General features: G+C 43.9%; 14 protein-coding genes. 9 read left to right on the top strand and 5 right to left on the bottom strand.

The window, feature by feature from the left end; genetic code table 11:
• Positions 1 to 12: 12 nt before the first annotated feature.
• Entirely contained in the window at positions 13 to 726 is a 714-nt protein-coding gene (gene purC, locus ACXAGP_RS00480) for a phosphoribosylaminoimidazolesuccinocarboxamide synthase (RefSeq protein WP_475258887.1), read from the top strand.
• A 69-nt stretch (positions 727 to 795) separates the two neighbouring features.
• Here the strand turns inward: purC and yfaE are convergent, their stop codons facing one another.
• From yfaE to ubiG, 5 genes are all read right to left on the bottom strand, one after another.
• Complete coding sequence (gene yfaE / locus ACXAGP_RS00475) at positions 796 to 1,065, bottom strand: class I ribonucleotide reductase maintenance protein YfaE (RefSeq protein ID WP_475259495.1); 270 nt, start codon at positions 1,063 to 1,065, stop codon at positions 796 to 798.
• 15 nt (positions 1,066 to 1,080) lie between these two features.
• Positions 1,081 to 2,211: a class Ia ribonucleoside-diphosphate reductase subunit beta gene (nrdB, locus tag ACXAGP_RS00470; protein WP_475258886.1), complete on the bottom strand. Its 1,131-nt coding sequence runs from the start codon at positions 2,209 to 2,211 to the stop codon at positions 1,081 to 1,083.
• Between the two features lie 60 nt (positions 2,212 to 2,271).
• Positions 2,272 to 4,596 carry a class 1a ribonucleoside-diphosphate reductase subunit alpha gene (nrdA, locus tag ACXAGP_RS00465; RefSeq protein ID WP_475258885.1) on the bottom strand — a complete coding sequence of 775 codons (2,325 nt, stop codon included), beginning with the start codon at positions 4,594 to 4,596 and terminating at the stop codon, positions 2,272 to 2,274.
• Positions 4,597 to 5,012: 416 nt separating this feature from the next.
• Positions 5,013 to 5,684, bottom strand: a complete 672-nt coding sequence (locus ACXAGP_RS00460; RefSeq protein WP_475258884.1) for an HAD family hydrolase — start codon at positions 5,682 to 5,684, stop codon at positions 5,013 to 5,015.
• On the bottom strand, positions 5,681 to 6,385 hold the full coding sequence (gene ubiG / locus ACXAGP_RS00455; protein WP_475258883.1) for a bifunctional 2-polyprenyl-6-hydroxyphenol methylase/3-demethylubiquinol 3-O-methyltransferase UbiG: 705 nt from the start codon (positions 6,383 to 6,385) through the stop codon (positions 5,681 to 5,683). Before ubiG ends, ACXAGP_RS00460 begins: the two co-directional genes overlap by 4 nt.
• Before the next feature lie 242 nt (positions 6,386 to 6,627).
• Here ubiG and gyrA point away from each other — a divergent pair, with 242 nt between their 5' ends.
• The 8 genes from gyrA to pyrF all read left to right on the top strand — a co-directional run bounded on the left by gyrA (position 6,628) and on the right by pyrF (position 15,764).
• Positions 6,628 to 9,318: a DNA topoisomerase (ATP-hydrolyzing) subunit A gene (gyrA, locus tag ACXAGP_RS00450; protein ID WP_475258882.1), complete on the top strand. Its 2,691-nt coding sequence runs from the start codon at positions 6,628 to 6,630 to the stop codon at positions 9,316 to 9,318.
• A complete protein-coding gene (aroA, locus tag ACXAGP_RS00445; RefSeq protein WP_475258881.1) occupies positions 9,319 to 10,599 on the top strand; it encodes a 3-phosphoshikimate 1-carboxyvinyltransferase in 1,281 nt (426 codons plus the stop codon). It abuts the gene before it with no gap.
• A 148-nt stretch (positions 10,600 to 10,747) separates the two neighbouring features.
• Entirely contained in the window at positions 10,748 to 11,437 is a 690-nt protein-coding gene (cmk, locus tag ACXAGP_RS00440) for a (d)CMP kinase (RefSeq protein ID WP_475258880.1), read from the top strand.
• Between the two features lie 94 nt (positions 11,438 to 11,531).
• Positions 11,532 to 13,208, top strand: coding sequence for a 30S ribosomal protein S1 (rpsA, locus tag ACXAGP_RS00435; protein ID WP_475259493.1), 1,677 nt, complete (start codon positions 11,532 to 11,534; stop codon positions 13,206 to 13,208).
• 45 nt (positions 13,209 to 13,253) lie between these two features.
• Positions 13,254 to 13,571 carry an integration host factor subunit beta gene (ihfB, locus tag ACXAGP_RS00430; protein ID WP_338294840.1) on the top strand — a complete coding sequence of 106 codons (318 nt, stop codon included), beginning with the start codon at positions 13,254 to 13,256 and terminating at the stop codon, positions 13,569 to 13,571.
• A 67-nt stretch (positions 13,572 to 13,638) separates the two neighbouring features.
• Complete coding sequence (locus ACXAGP_RS00425) at positions 13,639 to 13,899, top strand: lipopolysaccharide assembly protein LapA domain-containing protein (RefSeq protein ID WP_475258879.1); 261 nt, start codon at positions 13,639 to 13,641, stop codon at positions 13,897 to 13,899.
• Positions 13,899 to 15,071 (top strand): lipopolysaccharide assembly protein LapB, encoded by a 1,173-nt coding sequence (gene lapB, locus ACXAGP_RS00420; RefSeq protein ID WP_475258878.1) that lies wholly within the window; start codon positions 13,899 to 13,901, stop codon positions 15,069 to 15,071. The genes ACXAGP_RS00425 and lapB overlap by 1 nt, the downstream gene beginning before the upstream one ends.
• The gene (gene pyrF, locus ACXAGP_RS00415; protein WP_475258877.1) at positions 15,072 to 15,764 is read left to right on the top strand and encodes an orotidine-5'-phosphate decarboxylase; all 693 of its coding nucleotides are present in this window, start codon (positions 15,072 to 15,074) and stop codon (positions 15,762 to 15,764) included. It abuts the gene before it with no gap.
• Positions 15,765 to 15,766: the final 2 nt, after the last annotated feature.

Raw genomic sequence — 15,766 nt, 5'->3', positions numbered from 1 at the left:
TGAAGAGCTATCATGCAAAAAACCAAAGAACTTTACAGAGGCAAAGCGAAAACTGTTTACCTGACTGATGACGCTGAAAAATTGGTGTTGGAATTCAGAAACGATACTTCCGCTTTTGACGGTCAGAAAATAGAACAACTGGCTCGAAAAGGGATGGTGAATAACAAATTTAACCATTTCATTATGTCGAAGTTAGAGGAAGCGGGGATCCCTACTCAGGTAGAAGCATTGTTGTCTGATAACGAATCACTCGTTAAAAAGCTCGATATGATTCCGGTTGAATGTGTTGTAAGAAATATTGCTGCAGGATCTATCGTACGTCGTCTGGGAGTTGAGGAAGGAAAAGAACTCAATCCACCCACATTTGAATTCTTCCTCAAAAATGACGAATTGCATGACCCAATGGTAAACGAATATCACGTATTATCTTTCGGCTGGGCCACTCAAGAGCAAATCGATAAAATGAAAGAGTTGACGTTCCAGGTCAATACTGTTTTAAAAGGCTTGTTTGATGAAGCCGGGATGCTATTGGTGGACTACAAACTGGAGTTTGGAGTTTTCAATGGCGATATAGTCTTGGGCGATGAATTCACGCCAGATGGCTGCCGATTATGGGATAAAGCCACTCGTGAGAAACTGGATAAGGACAGATTCAGACAAGGTTTAGGCGGTGTTGTAGAAGCCTATGAAGAAGTCGCTGGACGTTTGGGCGTCAAGCTGGACTAAATAGTTCTTGCGCCTCCAATCTAAAAAGCCATCTTTCAAGATGGCTTTTTTGTTTGTGTGTAATTAGGGTCAAAGTAGCTTGATGCAAACATCCTGGTTAGCTTTACAGCAACAGGGGAGAATCTCGTCATCATCTATAAACGCCAGTGGGTCCGTGAGATAGGTGACAGAGCCACTCTGTAGCTTTGTACGGCAAGCACCACAGAAGCCTTCGCGACAATGATAATGTACTTCGATACCATGTGCCTCCAGTGATTCCAACATTGAGGATTCACCTTTCTGCTCGACTTCCCCGACACCTTCAACAGTTATGCGTAACGAATCCGTTTCATTCATAATGGCGAATTGATCTGCTTAAAGATCAAAGTCGCCAAAATCATCCGCGTTAACTTCACTATCAATCTGACCCACCAGGTAGGAGCTGATCTCGGCTTCTTGCGGAGCAACCTGCACGTTATCTGAATTAAGATAATTATTCATCCAAGGCAGCGGATTACTTTGAACATCATAAGGCTGGCCTAAGCCTATCGCAGCCATTCTGTGGTTAGCGATAAACTCTACGTATTGGCAAAGTATCTCTTCGTTCAAGCCAATCATAGAACCATTTTTAAATAAATAATGGGCCCATTGTTTTTCTTGTTCTACGGCTTTTAAGAATATAGCTTCAGCTTCGTCTTTTAACTCTTCAGCAATCTCTGCCATTTCCGGATCATCTTTACCACGTGCCCATATATTGAGTATGTGCTGGGTCGAAGTTAGATGCAGATTCTCATCTCGCGCGATAAGGCGGATAATCTTGGAATTTCCTTCCATTAACTCGCGTTCTGCGAAAGCAAAGGTACAGGCAAACGATACGTAAAAGCGGATAGCTTCTAACGCGTTAACCGAGTTCATGCATAAATAAAGCTTTTTCTTTAATTCGCGCATATTGATAACGTGTTTTTCGCCACGCACAACATGAGTGCCTTCGCCTTGTGACTGCCATAATTGAGTGGCGAAGATCAGGTCATCGTAATACTTAGAAATGTCTGTCGCACGACGCTTTATCTCCTCGTTTACCACGATGTCTTCGAATACATCACTAGGGTCGGAGAACAAGTTACGCAAAATGTGTGTGTAGGAACGCGAATGGATGGTTTCATAAAAAGACCAGGTCTCAATCCAGGTTTCCAGTTCTGGCAAAGAAACAATAGGTAGAAAAGCGATGTTAGGGCTTCTTCCCTGTACTGAATCAAGCAGAGTTTGATATTTCAGATTGGACACAAAAATGTGCTTTTCAGATTCGCTCAATCCCTGAAAGTCTATTCTGTCCTTACTTACATCTACCTCTTCCGGGCGCCAAAAAAAGCTGATTTGTTTTTCAATCAGCTTTTCAAAAATAGGGTGTTTTTGCTGGTCATATCGGGCAACGTTAACCGGATGACCAAAAAACATGGGCTCACTCAAAGGATTGGTAGTTTTGTGATTGAACGTAGTGTATTTCATTGTTTTAATTTTATGTAATAGTCTGAATCAGATGAAAAGGGGGCGAGCCCCTTCGCATCATTAAATTTTACAAGCACCGCCAGCGCAATCATCATCTTGCTCTTCCACAACTTCCTCTACAGCGGGTCTGGCTGCAGTTTTAGTCGCTTCAGTCTGGCTAGACTCATCACCAGCACCGTCTCTGGTATTGTGGTAGTAGAGGGTTTTTACACCTAATTTGTACGCTGTTAACAAATCTTTGATCAACAATTTCATTGGCACTTTTCCGCCATCGAACTTGCTCGGATCATAGTTGGTGTTGGCTGATATCGTTTGGTCGATAAACTTCTGAATAATCGCTACTAACTGCAGGTAACCATCGTTTGAGGGGATATCCCATAACAATTCATAGTTATCTTTGAGCTTTTGATAATCAGGTACAACTTGCTTTAAAACCCCGTCTTTACTGGCTTTTACGCTGATATGACCGCGAGGAGGCTCAATGCCATTTGTGGCATTTGAAATCTGTGACGAAGTCTCTGATGGCATCAAAGCTGATAGTGTTGAATTGCGCAATCCATGTTGTTGAATTTCTGCTCTAAGAGACTCCCAATCCAATTTCAGTTCTGATGTGCAAATCGCGTCCAGGTCCTTTTTATAAGTATCAATGGGTAAAATACCTTGAGCATAAGTGGTTTCATTAAACTTAGGACAGGCACCTTTTTCCTTTGCTAGCTCTACGGAGGCTTTCAGCAAATAATACTGCATGGCTTCAAAGGTTTCGTGTACCAAATTATTGGCACTACTATCGGAATATCGCACACCGTGTTTAGCCAGATAGTAGGCAAAATTGATAACACCAATTCCCAGTGTTCTTCGTCCCATTGTGGCGTTGTAAGCAGCTGGTACTGGATAATCTTGGTAATCAAGTAAGCTATCCAATGCTCTAACCGCTAACTCAGAAAGCTCTTTGAAATCTTCTGGAGACTCAATTGCACCTAAGTTAAATGCGGACAGAGTACAAAGGGCAATCTCACCTTCTTCGTCATTAACATGAGATAAAGGCTTAGTTGGCAATGCAATTTCTAAACACAAGTTACTTTGTTTTACCGGGGCAACCTTGGCATCAAAGGGACTGTGGGTATTACAGTGATCAACATTCTGCAGATAGATACGGCCTGTACTGGCTCGCTCCTGCATAAATAAACTGAACAATTCCAGTGCTTTGATTTGCTTTTTACGAATGCTGGGGTCTTGCTCGTATTTAGTGTATAGCGCTTCGAACTTGTCTTGATCCGCAAAGAATGCGTCGTAAAGGCCTGGTACATCAGAAGGGCTAAACAAAGTGATGTGACTGTCTTTAATCAAGCGTTGATACATGGTTTTATTAAACTGCACACCATAATCAAGATGCCGAACGCGGTTTTCTTCAACTCCACGATTGTTCTTAAGTACCAATAACGATTCAACTTCCATGTGCCATAGGGGATAGAAAAGTGTAGCAGCACCGCCTCTTACTCCACCTTGAGAGCAGCTTTTAACAGCGGTTTGGAAGTATTTGTAAAATGGTATACAACCTGTGTGGTAGGCTTCTCCGCCTCTAATCGGGCTGCCCAACGCGCGAATGTTACCGGCATTTACGCCAATACCAGCGCGTTGACTCACATATTTAACGATGGCACTCGCAGTAGCGTTAATTGAATCAAGGCTATCGCCGGTCTCAATTAACACACAAGAACTAAACTGGCGGGTAGGGGTTCTCACACCAGCCATAATGGGGGTTGGCAGCGAAATTTTAAATTTGGATGTGGCATCATAAAAACGCTTGATGTAACTCATACGCGTTTCGGTGGGGTACTTAGCAAACAAACAAGCCGCCACAAGAATGTATAAAAACTGAGCGCTTTCATAGATGTCACCGGTTACCCGGTTTTGCACCAGGTACTTGCCTTCCAGCTGTTTTACTGCGGCATAGCTGAAATCCATATCACGCCAATGATCAATGTATTCGTCCATTAGCTCGAACTCAGCTTCGCTGAAATCTTCTAACAGATGAGCGTCGTATTTGCCCATTTCCACCATTTTTTTGACGTGTTGTACCAACGTTGGTGGTTCAAATTGACCGTAAGCGCGCTTGCGCAAATGGAAGATTGCCAGTCGGGCAGCGAAGTATTGATAATCAGGACTATCAGTCGAAATCAGATCGGCTGCTGATTTGATTAATGTCTCATGAATATCTTCAGTTTTTATCCCGTCATAAAACTGAATGTGCGCTTTTATCTCCACTTGAGACACGGAGACGTTGGTCAGGCCTTTAGCCGCCCAATCAAGAACACGGTGAATTTTATCCAGATCAATAGGCTCACGCTCACCATTACGCTTGGTGACGTATAAAGTATTATTCATAATGCTGCCACTGTTATTATTATATGTTTCTGCGAATTCGAAGATGTGAAAATTGTGCTACCACATTGTGTCCTGGTCTATGTTGCACTCTTAGGAGTACTTGTAAACCTGAACTCGACTCGCCATTCCCCAATACAGGATGTGTCGTTGCCATCCTTGAGACACAAGATAAAGGGGTTTTAGTCGCATTTCAACCCAAGATATAGGGGCGTCTGTTGCTTTATTCGCCGCTGTTTTTTTCGGTTAGTGTAAGCTAACTTCATAGCTTAATACTCTTCAGTATATTTGGAATTTCAACAGGATTATTACACCGCTAATTTGGCATAAATCAAATAGTAATAAAATCGCTTCATTTAGATTGAAGCGATCTAAGTACTTTGTTGACAAAATTAACGTTGTTTAAACGGAGAGCTTAATTAACCGAAAGCGTTTCCACTGAGTAAATGTCGTAGCTCATTGGCACTATTTATCTCAATATCGACATCCCAACTTTGCAGCAATTCAGGCTCAGTCAAATAGCCGTAGCGGGCTAAAACGGGAACCATCTTTGCGGCACGTGCAGCTTCCATATCGCGTTTGGCATCGCCGACATACCAGATGTTTTTCGCTTCTATTTCTAGTTTTTCAGCAGCCTTGAGTAGAGGCTTTGGGTGTGGTTTGCGCTGCTCGAAAGTATCTCCCGAATAACACACCTGGAAGTTTTTAAATTCTGAAAAATGGGCTAACAGTGGCTCAGTAAGAAAACCAGGCTTATTGGTTATGATCCCCCAAGGGATACGCTTATTATCGAGACATGCAATTAATTCAGCAATGCCCTCAAAAGGGCGGGTATGTTGACAAATATTGGCTTGATAATGGTCCAACAATTGAGCTCTTAAGACTTCAGCATCATATTTCTCAAACTGTTCCTCCATGCCCATTTTCAACAACCCTAGTGCGCCATTAGACGATTCCACTCGGTACTCTTGATAACTTTTAGCGGGAAATCCGTGTCGCTCTAGAACAAAGTTTAATGCCGCACCTAAATCAGGTGCGGTATCCAGGAGAGTTCCGTCTAAATCAAACAGTATAGCTCTGGGCGCAATCACAGTTTTCTGCAGCCTACGATATAATTAACATCGACATTGCGGTCGGATAGGAAATAAGTCTTGGAAAGTGGGTTGTAATGCAATCCAGTTATCTTTTTTGCTTGCAGTCCATTGTGATCTGCCCAATTCAACAGCTCAGAAGGTTTAATAAACTTGTTGTAATCATGAGTACCTTTGGGAACCATGCCCATAACGTATTCAGCCGCGACAACCGCCAATGACCAGGACTTAATGTTTCTATTTAACGTGGAAAAGAATACCCAACCGCCGGGTTTAACCAATTTAGCGCAGGCGGCAACGACAGAAGACGGCTCTGGCACATGCTCTAACATTTCAAGGCAAGTGACCACATCAAACTGGTTAGAGTGTGTTTCGACAAACTCTTCCGCCGAGCTTTGCTGGTAATTGACTTTGGCCCCTGATTCCAGGGCGTGTAAACGCGCTACCTCGAGGGGCTCTATCCCCATATCAATGCCCGTTACATTAGCCCCGGCTTTTGCCATGGATTCGGATAAAATACCGCCGCCACATCCAATGTCGAGGGTGTGCAATCCGTGTAGTCCATTGGTTTGCTCCATAATAAAAGACAGGCGCAGCGGATTTATGTCATGTAGAGGCTTAAATTCACCTTCCAGATCCCACCATCTACTGGCCAAATCGGCAAATTTTTGTATTTCTGTATAATCTACGTTTTGTTGCAAAGTGCTGACTCCAAACAAGTTTCGGCAAGTATAAGGCCTCAAATGCTGCATTAACAGGTTCGTTTGCACATATATTCGCCAATCAGCATCTTTTATTTTTGTAGTTCGATGATAGAATCTTGAACACTTTTATTTCCTGTTTAGATATGCGGAAAGCTAACACTAGTTATTCCGTGCAAATACAAATGAACAGTGATGTTTCCCGATAACCATCGGCGAAAATAATAACAACAAGGCTGTATATGACTGACAACGCCAAAGAAATCCTTCCAATTAATATCGAAGACGAGCTGAAAAACTCCTACCTCGATTACGCCATGAGTGTAATTGTAGGACGTGCACTTCCAGACGTTCGTGATGGTCTGAAACCCGTTCACAGGCGCGTACTTTTCGCCATGAACGAGTTGAAGAATGACTACAACAAACCATACAAAAAATCTGCCCGTATCGTCGGTGATGTAATCGGTAAATATCACCCCCATGGTGATTCTGCGGTTTACGACACGATTGTGCGTATGGCGCAACCATTTTCGCTTCGATATATGCTGGTAGATGGTCAAGGCAACTTTGGTTCAGTAGACGGTGACTCCGCCGCTGCAATGCGTTATACCGAAGTGCGCATGGCGAAAATTGCCGCTGAGTTGCTAGCCGATTTGGACAAAGAAACGGTAGATTTTGTGCCTAACTACGATGGTACGGAAAAAATCCCTGAGGTTTTACCTACCAAAGTTCCTAACTTATTAGTGAACGGTTCATCGGGTATTGCGGTTGGTATGGCGACAAACATTCCGCCACATAATTTGACCGAAGTTGTTAATGGCTGTATCGCGCTTATCGATAATCCCGATATTACCATCGATGAGTTAATGCAATATATCCCAGGGCCTGATTTCCCAACTGCTGCAATGATCAGTGGTAGAAAAGGTATTGACGATGCTTACCGAACTGGCCGTGGCAAAATTTATTTGCGTGCGCGGGCAGAAATTGAAACCGATAAAAACGGTAAAGAAACTATTATCGTTTCAGAAATTCCTTACCAGGTGAATAAAGCCAGATTAATTGAAAAAATGGCGGAACTGGTAAAAGAGAAGAAAATCGAAGGGATTTCAGCGCTGCGTGACGAGTCTGACAAAGACGGTATGCGTATTGTTATCGAAGTGAAGCGCAGCGAGTCTGGTGAAGTACTATTAAATCAATTGTATGCCAACACCCAAATGCAAACTGTGTTTGGTATCAATATGGTTGCACTTGATCAAGGACAGCCTAAAACCCTAAATCTTCAGGAATTATTGCAGGCATTCGTCCGTCACAGACGTGAAGTGGTTACTCGTCGCACCGTATTCGAATTGAGAAAAGCGCGTGAGCGCGCTCACATTCTGGAAGGTTTGGCAGTTGCGCTAGCCAATATCGATCCAATCATTGAGTTGATTAAAGCGTCTCCTAGCCCAGCGGAAGCGAAAAAAGCCTTAGTTGCACAAGGTTGGGCGTTAGGCAATGTTGAAGATATGTTGCAACGCGCCGGCGTTGATGCTGCGCGACCTGAATGGCTAGAGCCTGAATTTGGTATTCGCGACGGACAATATTTCCTCACCGAGAATCAAGCTCAGGCGATTCTTGATTTGCGCTTACACAAGCTGACTGGCTTAGAGCACGAAAAAATCCTGGCAGAATACAAAGAGTTGTTGGATCTCATTGCTGAATTACTGGAAATTTTGGCAAATCCAGCGCGTTTGATGGAAGTTATCCGTGAAGAGTTGGAAAAAGTGCGCGATGAGTTTGGTGACGAACGTCGTACCGAAATAACTGCAGCTGCTCATGATATCGATTTGGAAGACCTCATTGAACGCGAAGATGTTGTTGTGACTCTTTCTCGTGAGGGTTACGTAAAGTATCAGAAACTGTCTGATTACGAAGCCCAGCGTCGTGGTGGTAAAGGCAAGTCGGCCACGCGTATGAAGGATGAGGATTACATTGAGAAATTGTTGGTAGCGAATACCCATGATCACATTCTCTGTTTCTCTACCAGAGGACGTTTGTATTGGTTGAAGGTTTATCAACTACCATTGGCAAGCCGCAATGCACGCGGTAAACCCATAATTAATATCTTGCCGTTAGAGGCTGACGAACGCATTACCGCTATCTTGCCAATTCAGGAATTTGTGGACGATCGTTTTGTGCTAATGGCGACCGCTAACGGTACCGTAAAGAAAACTGCGTTGACTCAATACTCGCGCCCTCGTTCAAACGGCATCATTGCCGTCAATTTAAATGAGGGTGACGAACTAATTGGCGTGGCACTTACCGATGGAGAGAGCGACATCATGTTGTTCTCAGATGCGGGTAAAGTAGTGCGCTTTAACGAGAAAGAGCGTGATTCAGAAACTGGAGCCGTGAAGCTAGATCCTGAAACCGGTGAAGAAAAACTAGCATTGCGCCCCATGGGAAGGACTGCCACTGGGGTTCGTGGTATTCGCATGCAAGATGGTCAAAAAGTGGTATCACTTATCGTGCCAATCACCGATGCACCAATCTTAACTGTTACGGAAAATGGTTACGGTAAGCGCACACCACTTGAAGATTACCCTGCCAAGAGCCGTGCCACTCAGGGGGTTGTTTCTATCAAAGTGTCTGATAGAAATGGTTCGGTAGTTGGTGCTATCCAGGTAGACGAAGATGATGAGATGATGTTGATCAGTGACGCAGGCACACTGGTAAGAACACGTGCCAACGAAGTATCGGTTATCGGTAGAAACACACAAGGCGTGCGCATCATCCGAACCGCAGATGACGAAAAAGTCGTAGGCTTACAACGCATTGAAGAAGTGGAAACACCTGAAGGTGAGTTAGCAGACGATGAAAATGCAGAACATGTTGAAACCGTAGAGCAAGCAGAAGGCACTGTGGAAAACAATGATACTACGGATGAGGCATAAGTGGAGCAACTCAGATTAACTCCGGTAAGCTCCGTATCTGGTGACGTTACTGTTCCCGGTTCAAAGAGTTTATCAAATAGAGCGCTGTTATTAGCGGCGCTCGCAAAAGGAACCACGCGTGTCACCAATCTTTTGGATAGTGATGACATTCGACACATGTTAGATGCCTTGGGTAAGCTGGGTATTAAATATCAGCTTTCTGACTGCAAAACTATATGTGAGGTAACCGGTAATGGCGGCGTTTTCCAGGTTGCAGAACCAGTGGAGCTTTATTTGGGCAATGCTGGAACCGCCATGCGCCCACTGTGCGCGGCATTGGCCGCCAGTGAGGGCGAATTTGTCTTGGGTGGTGAGCCAAGGATGGAAGAACGCCCTATAGGTTCTTTGGTTGAGACATTGCAAATGGCCGGTGCGGATATTCAATATCTGAAAAATGCTGGTTATCCCCCCTTGAAAATTCATGGCAAATCACTCGTCGGTGGTTCACTCAATATTGACGGTTCAATTTCCAGTCAATTCTTAACGGCTGTGTTAATGATTGCCCCCTTATTCAGTGATGATACCCACATTACAGTGATGGGCGAGTTGGTCTCTAAGCCGTATATCGAGATCACACTGGCCATTATGGCGCAGTTTGGTATTGAAGTTGAAAATCGCAATTACCGTGAATTTTTGATCAAGGGTAATCAAAGCTATTTGAGCCCTGGAGAATACATGGTTGAAGGCGACGCCTCTTCTGCCTCCTATTTTCTTGCTGCAGGAGCTATTAAAGGCGGTACGGTAAAGGTCTACGGTGTTGGTGAAAATTGTGTGCAAGGAGACATACGTTTCGCTGATGTACTGGAAAAAATGGGGGCAAAAATAACCTGGAGTCGCAATTTTATCCAGGTAGATGGCGCGGATTTAACGGCGGTTGATATGGATATGAATCATATTCCGGATGCCGCTATGACTATTGCAGTAGCCGCACTTTTTGCACAGGGTACAACAACAATTCGCAATATCTATAACTGGCGAGTCAAGGAAACTGACAGACTTACAGCGATGGCGACCGAACTGAGAAAGCTCGGCGTAGAAGTGGAAGAGGGCGAAGATTATATTTCGGTTACTCCACAGCAGACACTGCAAGAAGCACAAATTGATACCTACAATGATCACCGAATTGCCATGTGTTTTTCACTTGTGTCTTTGAGTGATACTGCGGTTGTCATCAATGATCCAGGTTGTACCTCCAAAACCTTCCCTGATTATTTCCAGCGGTTGGCCACTATTTGTCAATAATCGTGGAATAAACGCTTAGATAGCCCTCACATTGAGGGCTTTTTTATGCTTATTTACATTTTCGTCACAAAGTCGTCATTGTAGAAATTATTTGGAAGCGTATAATGCCCGGCATTTTGACTACAGCAGTGAATTAGGGAGCTCCAATATGCTAAAACCACCAGTCGTTACTATCGATGGTCCAGGTGGAGCTGGAAAAGGAACGATTTGTAAGTTACTGGCAAATAAGTTGGGCTGGCATCTGCTGGATAGTGGCGCGATTTACCGCGTGTTAGCTGTTGCTGCAATGCATCATGGTATTGCACCGGATGATGAAGAAGCACTGATACCTCTAGCATCCAGTCTTGATGTTAACTTTGAATGCCCTGAAGATCAGGAATCCCGTGTAGTTCTGGAAGGTGAGGACGTTACCGATTCAATTCGTACCGAAGAAGTTGGTTCTATGGCGTCGAAGGTTGCGTCGTTACCTCGAATTCGTGAAGCACTGTTGCGCCGTCAGCGAGCATTCAACATGGAACCCGGTTTAGTGGCCGATGGTAGAGACATGGGAACCGTCGTTTTCCCCGAAGCCAATGCTAAGATTTTTCTTACCGCATCAGCAGAGGAACGGGCTTCCAGACGCTACAATCAGTTGCGTGAAAAAGGCCTTGATGTTAGTATTGGCGCCCTTTTGGCGGACATACAGGCACGAGACGAACGAGATACAAACCGTTCAGTAGCTCCCTTGGTTCCAGCTGATGATGCCTTAGTGATTGATTCTACAGCACTTTCTATCGAAAAAGTGCTTGAAAAAGCCGTACACTGGGTAGAAACCAAATTGCATGAGGGTGAAAATTAATTCACCTAAGTACAAGTGCGTTTTAAAGGATTAGAAACGTAAATTTTAACAACCCCATCTTACTGGATGTAACGGTGGACTGAAAAAACGAAAGATTATGACTGAAAGTTTTGCTCAATTATTTGAAGAAAGTTTAAAAGAATTAGAAACACGCCCAGGTGCGATTGTACGTGGTACTGTAGTTTCTATCGATAAAGATATTGTTTTAGTAGATGCAGGCCTGAAATCTGAAAGCGCCATTCCTGCTGAACAGTTCAAAAACGCCAAAGGTGATTTAGAAATCGCTGTTGGTGATCAGGTTGACGTTGCACTAGACGCTGTAGAAGACGGCTTCGGTGAAACTATCCTGTCTCGCGAGAAAGCGAAACGCCACGAAGCGTGGGTAGAATTAGAGAAAGCTTACGAAGATAAAATTACTGTAACTGGTATTATCAACGGTAAAGTTAAAGGTGGTTTCACTGTAGAAGTTAATTCTGTACGTGCATTCTTGCCTGGTTCTTTGGTTGACGTACGTCCAGTTCGCGATACTCTGCACCTGGAAGGCAAAGAGTTAGAATTCAAAGTTATTAAGCTAGACGCTAAGCGCAACAACGTAGTTGTTTCTCGTCGTGCTGTTATCGAAGAAGAAAACAGTGCAGAGCGCGATACACTTCTGCAAACGCTTGACGAAGGCGTTGAAGTTAAGGGTATCGTTAAGAACCTGACTGACTACGGTGCGTTCGTAGACTTAGGTGGTGTTGACGGTCTGTTACACATCACTGACATGGCGTGGAAACGCGTTAAGCATCCAAGTGAAATCGTAAGCGTTGGTGACGAAATCAACGTTAAAGTTCTGAAGTTCGACAAAGAGAAGTCTCGTGTTTCTCTTGGCATGAAGCAAATGGGCAACGATCCTTGGGAAGAAATTGCAAACCGCTATCCTGAAGGTGCTAAGCTGACTGGTCAAGTTACTAACCTTACTGACTATGGTTGCTTCGTTGAAATTCAGGAAGGCGTTGAAGGTCTTGTTCACGTTTCTGAAATGGATTGGACTAACAAGAACATCCACCCATCTAAAGTGGTTAGCCTTGGTGATACTGTTGAAGTTATGGTTCTTGAAATCGACGAAGAGCGTCGTCGTATTTCTCTTGGCCTTAAGCAGTGCAAAGCGAATCCTTGGGAAGAGTTTGCTAAGTCTTACAATAAAGGTGACAAAGTTACTGGTAAGATCAAGTCAATCACTGACTTCGGTATCTTCATCGGTCTTGACGGTGGTATTGACGGTCTAGTTCACTTATCTGATATTTCATGGAACAAAGCGGGCGAAGACGCAGTTCGTGACTATAAGAAAGGTGATGAAATCACTGCCGTTGTATTGCAGGTCGATGCAGAGCGCGAAAGAATTTCACTTGGCGTGAAGCAAATTGACGAAGATCCTTTCAATAAGTATCTGACAGATAAAAAGAAAGGTGCTATCGTTAACGGTACTGTTACCGCAGTTGATGCCAAAGGCGCAACAATCAATCTTGCTGAAGAAGTTGAAGGTTACATTCGCGTTGCAGATTTATCTCGCGACCGCATCGAAGATGCATCAACCGAGCTTGCTGTAGGCGATGTTGTTGAAGCTAAATACATCGGTGTAGACCGTAAGAATCGCATTATCAACCTGTCTGTTAAAGCGAAAGACGAAGCTGATGAGAAAGAAGCCCTGGCTCGCGTAAACCAGCAGGAAGATTCTGGTTTTGCAAGCGCGATGGCTGAAGCTTTCAAAGCAGCAAAAGGCGAAGAGTAATTAGCTAGTCCACTTAACAAAGTGGGTAACTGTCGGTAACGTCTGATTGTTTATGTTGACAAAGGGGTTGAGATGACCAAGTCACAATTAATCGAAAGACTTGCCGACAGAGCAAGGCATATACCTTCAAAAGAAGTGGAAGTAGCAATTAAAGAGCTACTAGAGCAAATGGCTCAAACACTTCAGCGAGGAGAGCGCATAGAAATCCGTGGTTTCGGTAGCTTCTCCTTGCACTTTAGAGCTCCACGTGAAGGGCGAAACCCCAAAACTGGAGAAACTGTAAAGTTAGAAGGTAAGTACGTGCCGCACTTTAAGCCAGGGAAAGAGTTGCGTGAGCGCGTCAATGAAGCGATTGCCAACTAATTATATTTAAAAAGCGGTTAGCCATTGGCAACCGCTTTTTTGCATTTCTAAAGTCAGGATTTTGCTTTTGAAGTCATTCCTCTATTTGGCATTGTGTCTTGTTGTTTTAGTGTTAGCCCTGATTGTCGGCTCTCAAAATACGCAACTAACAGATTTCAATTACCTCATTGCCAAAGTTCCGATATCCGTTAGTGCACTTTTGGGTGGCTCGGTTTTAGTCGGTGCGTTGATCGCATCAATGTTCTGGGCAGGCTATGTGATCAAGCTGAAATTTATGCTCAGAAGTCAAAATAAACAATTTATCAAATCGCTAAACAAGAATAACTGATGCTGGAATTACTGTTTCTTTTGTTACCAGTGGCCGCTGGCTACGGATGGGTCATGGGCAGAAATAGCGTCAGACAACAACAACGCAATACCTCACAAATATTATCTCGTCACTACTTCAAAGGGCTCAATTTCTTATTGTCGGATCAGCCTGATAAAGCGGTTGATACATTAATTAAAATGGTAGATATCAATACCGGTAGTATTGAGACTCACATTGCCATGGGAAACTTTTTTCGTCATCGCGGCGAAATTGATCGCGCCATCAAAGTCCATCAAAATCTGGTAAATAAAAAGGAAGTCACCGGTAAACTGCAAGAAAACGCGCTATTTGAATTGGGTAGAGACTATCTGCTGGCAGGCTTCCTGGAAAGGGCCGAAAATGCGTTTCTCAGTTTATTGAGTTCTAAAGACTACTATCTCCAGGCTCATCAACAACTTTTTAATATATACCAGTCGACTAAAGAGTGGGACAGAGCCATAGAGCTAGCCGAAAATATGGTAAATAATCATGGGGATAGTGACGATTTAGCCAAGCGTATCGCCCATTTTTATTGTGAACAGGCGCAAATTTCAATCACTCAAGAAGATTTTAAGCAGGCAGAAAAATGGCTGCAACGCGCTGTAATGTCTGACGAGCACAGTGTTCGTCCCTGGTTTCTACTGGCAGAGATTGAACAGCAACAAGGGAATTATTTACAGGCATTTGAGTATCTTAAACAGGTGCCTCAGAGAGACCCCGTGTGGGTGAGTGAGGCTATTCCCGGGCTGTGGTTGTGTGCTGAAAAAACTGACAATTGGTTGGCGTTGAGAGAAATTTTGGACGTCTACTCAGATCAGTGTGCAACAGCCTATCTGGCGCAAGTTTCGCTGGTACAAAGAGAAAAATCAACAAATGAAGCCGCTGATATCCTGCTTAACAAGATCCAGAAAAGCCCATCCATGAAAGGCTTTCATAAGTTATTAGGGCTATATCTGGAGCAGGGCAAGCAATCACAAGAGGCACAACAAAGCTTACAATTATTGAACGAGTTAATAGAAACGCAAATTGCACAGCGGCCAAAGTATCGATGCCATGGCTGTGGTTTTTCAGGTAAAAAAATTCATTGGCTATGCCCTTCGTGCAAAACTTGGGGTGAAATGAAGCCAATAAAAGGTTTGGATGGAGAATAAATGCATAATAGTAAGGTAATCGTCGCACTTGACTACAATGAAAAAGAAAAAGCCATGGCTTTTGTCGATTCAGTCACACCTGAGTCATGTAAGTTGAAAGTAGGCAAAGAAATGTTCACCTTGTTTGGCCCCGATTTTGTTAAACAGCTGGTCGCCAAAGGGTTCGATGTATTCCTGGATCTTAAATTCCACGATATTCCAAACACCGTTGCAAAAGCTTGTGCAGCCGCTGCGGAACTTGGAGTATGGATGATCAATGTTCATGCTTCAGGTGGTAGTAAGATGATGCAAGCCGCTAAGGAAGCCCTTGCTCATTACGACAAGCCACCAAAGTTGATTGCCGTAACCGTACTGACAAGTATGGACGCTGAACAGCTCTCAGGTACGGGTATAACTACGGATATACAATCTCATGTTGAGTATTTAGCAAAGCTTACCAAAGAGTCTGGGTTAGAAGGTGTTGTGTGTTCAGCGATGGAAGCAAAAAGCCTCAAATCGCTACTGGGGGCTGATTTTACTCTCGTGACCCCAGGTATCAGACCCGTTGGCAGTGCTACGGGCGATCAATCAAGGGTTGTAACACCACAACAAGCGGTTGCTGATGGCGTAGATTACATGGTTATTGGCAGGCCGATAACCCAATCGCCGAATCCTTTGCAAACACTAGAAGAAATAAACGCGAGTATTTCGTAGTT

This window comes from Planctobacterium sp. AWM4_229, assembly GCF_056160305.1.
This window is presented reverse-complemented; position numbering and strand designations above follow the sequence as displayed.

Excerpts from the sequence above, each read along its gene's own strand:
- purC (WP_475258887.1), top strand. The coding sequence starts at position 13 with ATGCAAAAAACCAAAGAACTTTACAGAGGCAAAGCGAAAACTGTTTAC.
- nrdA (WP_475258885.1), bottom strand. The coding sequence starts at position 4,596 with ATGAATAATACTTTATACGTCACCAAGCGTAATGGTGAGCGTGAGCCT.
- lapB (WP_475258878.1), top strand. The coding sequence starts at position 13,899 with ATGCTGGAATTACTGTTTCTTTTGTTACCAGTGGCCGCTGGCTACGGA.
- gyrA (WP_475258882.1), top strand. The coding sequence starts at position 6,628 with ATGACTGACAACGCCAAAGAAATCCTTCCAATTAATATCGAAGACGAG.
- cmk (WP_475258880.1), top strand. The coding sequence starts at position 10,748 with ATGCTAAAACCACCAGTCGTTACTATCGATGGTCCAGGTGGAGCTGGA.
- nrdB (WP_475258886.1), bottom strand. The coding sequence starts at position 2,211 with ATGAAATACACTACGTTCAATCACAAAACTACCAATCCTTTGAGTGAG.
- pyrF (WP_475258877.1), top strand. The coding sequence starts at position 15,072 with ATGCATAATAGTAAGGTAATCGTCGCACTTGACTACAATGAAAAAGAA.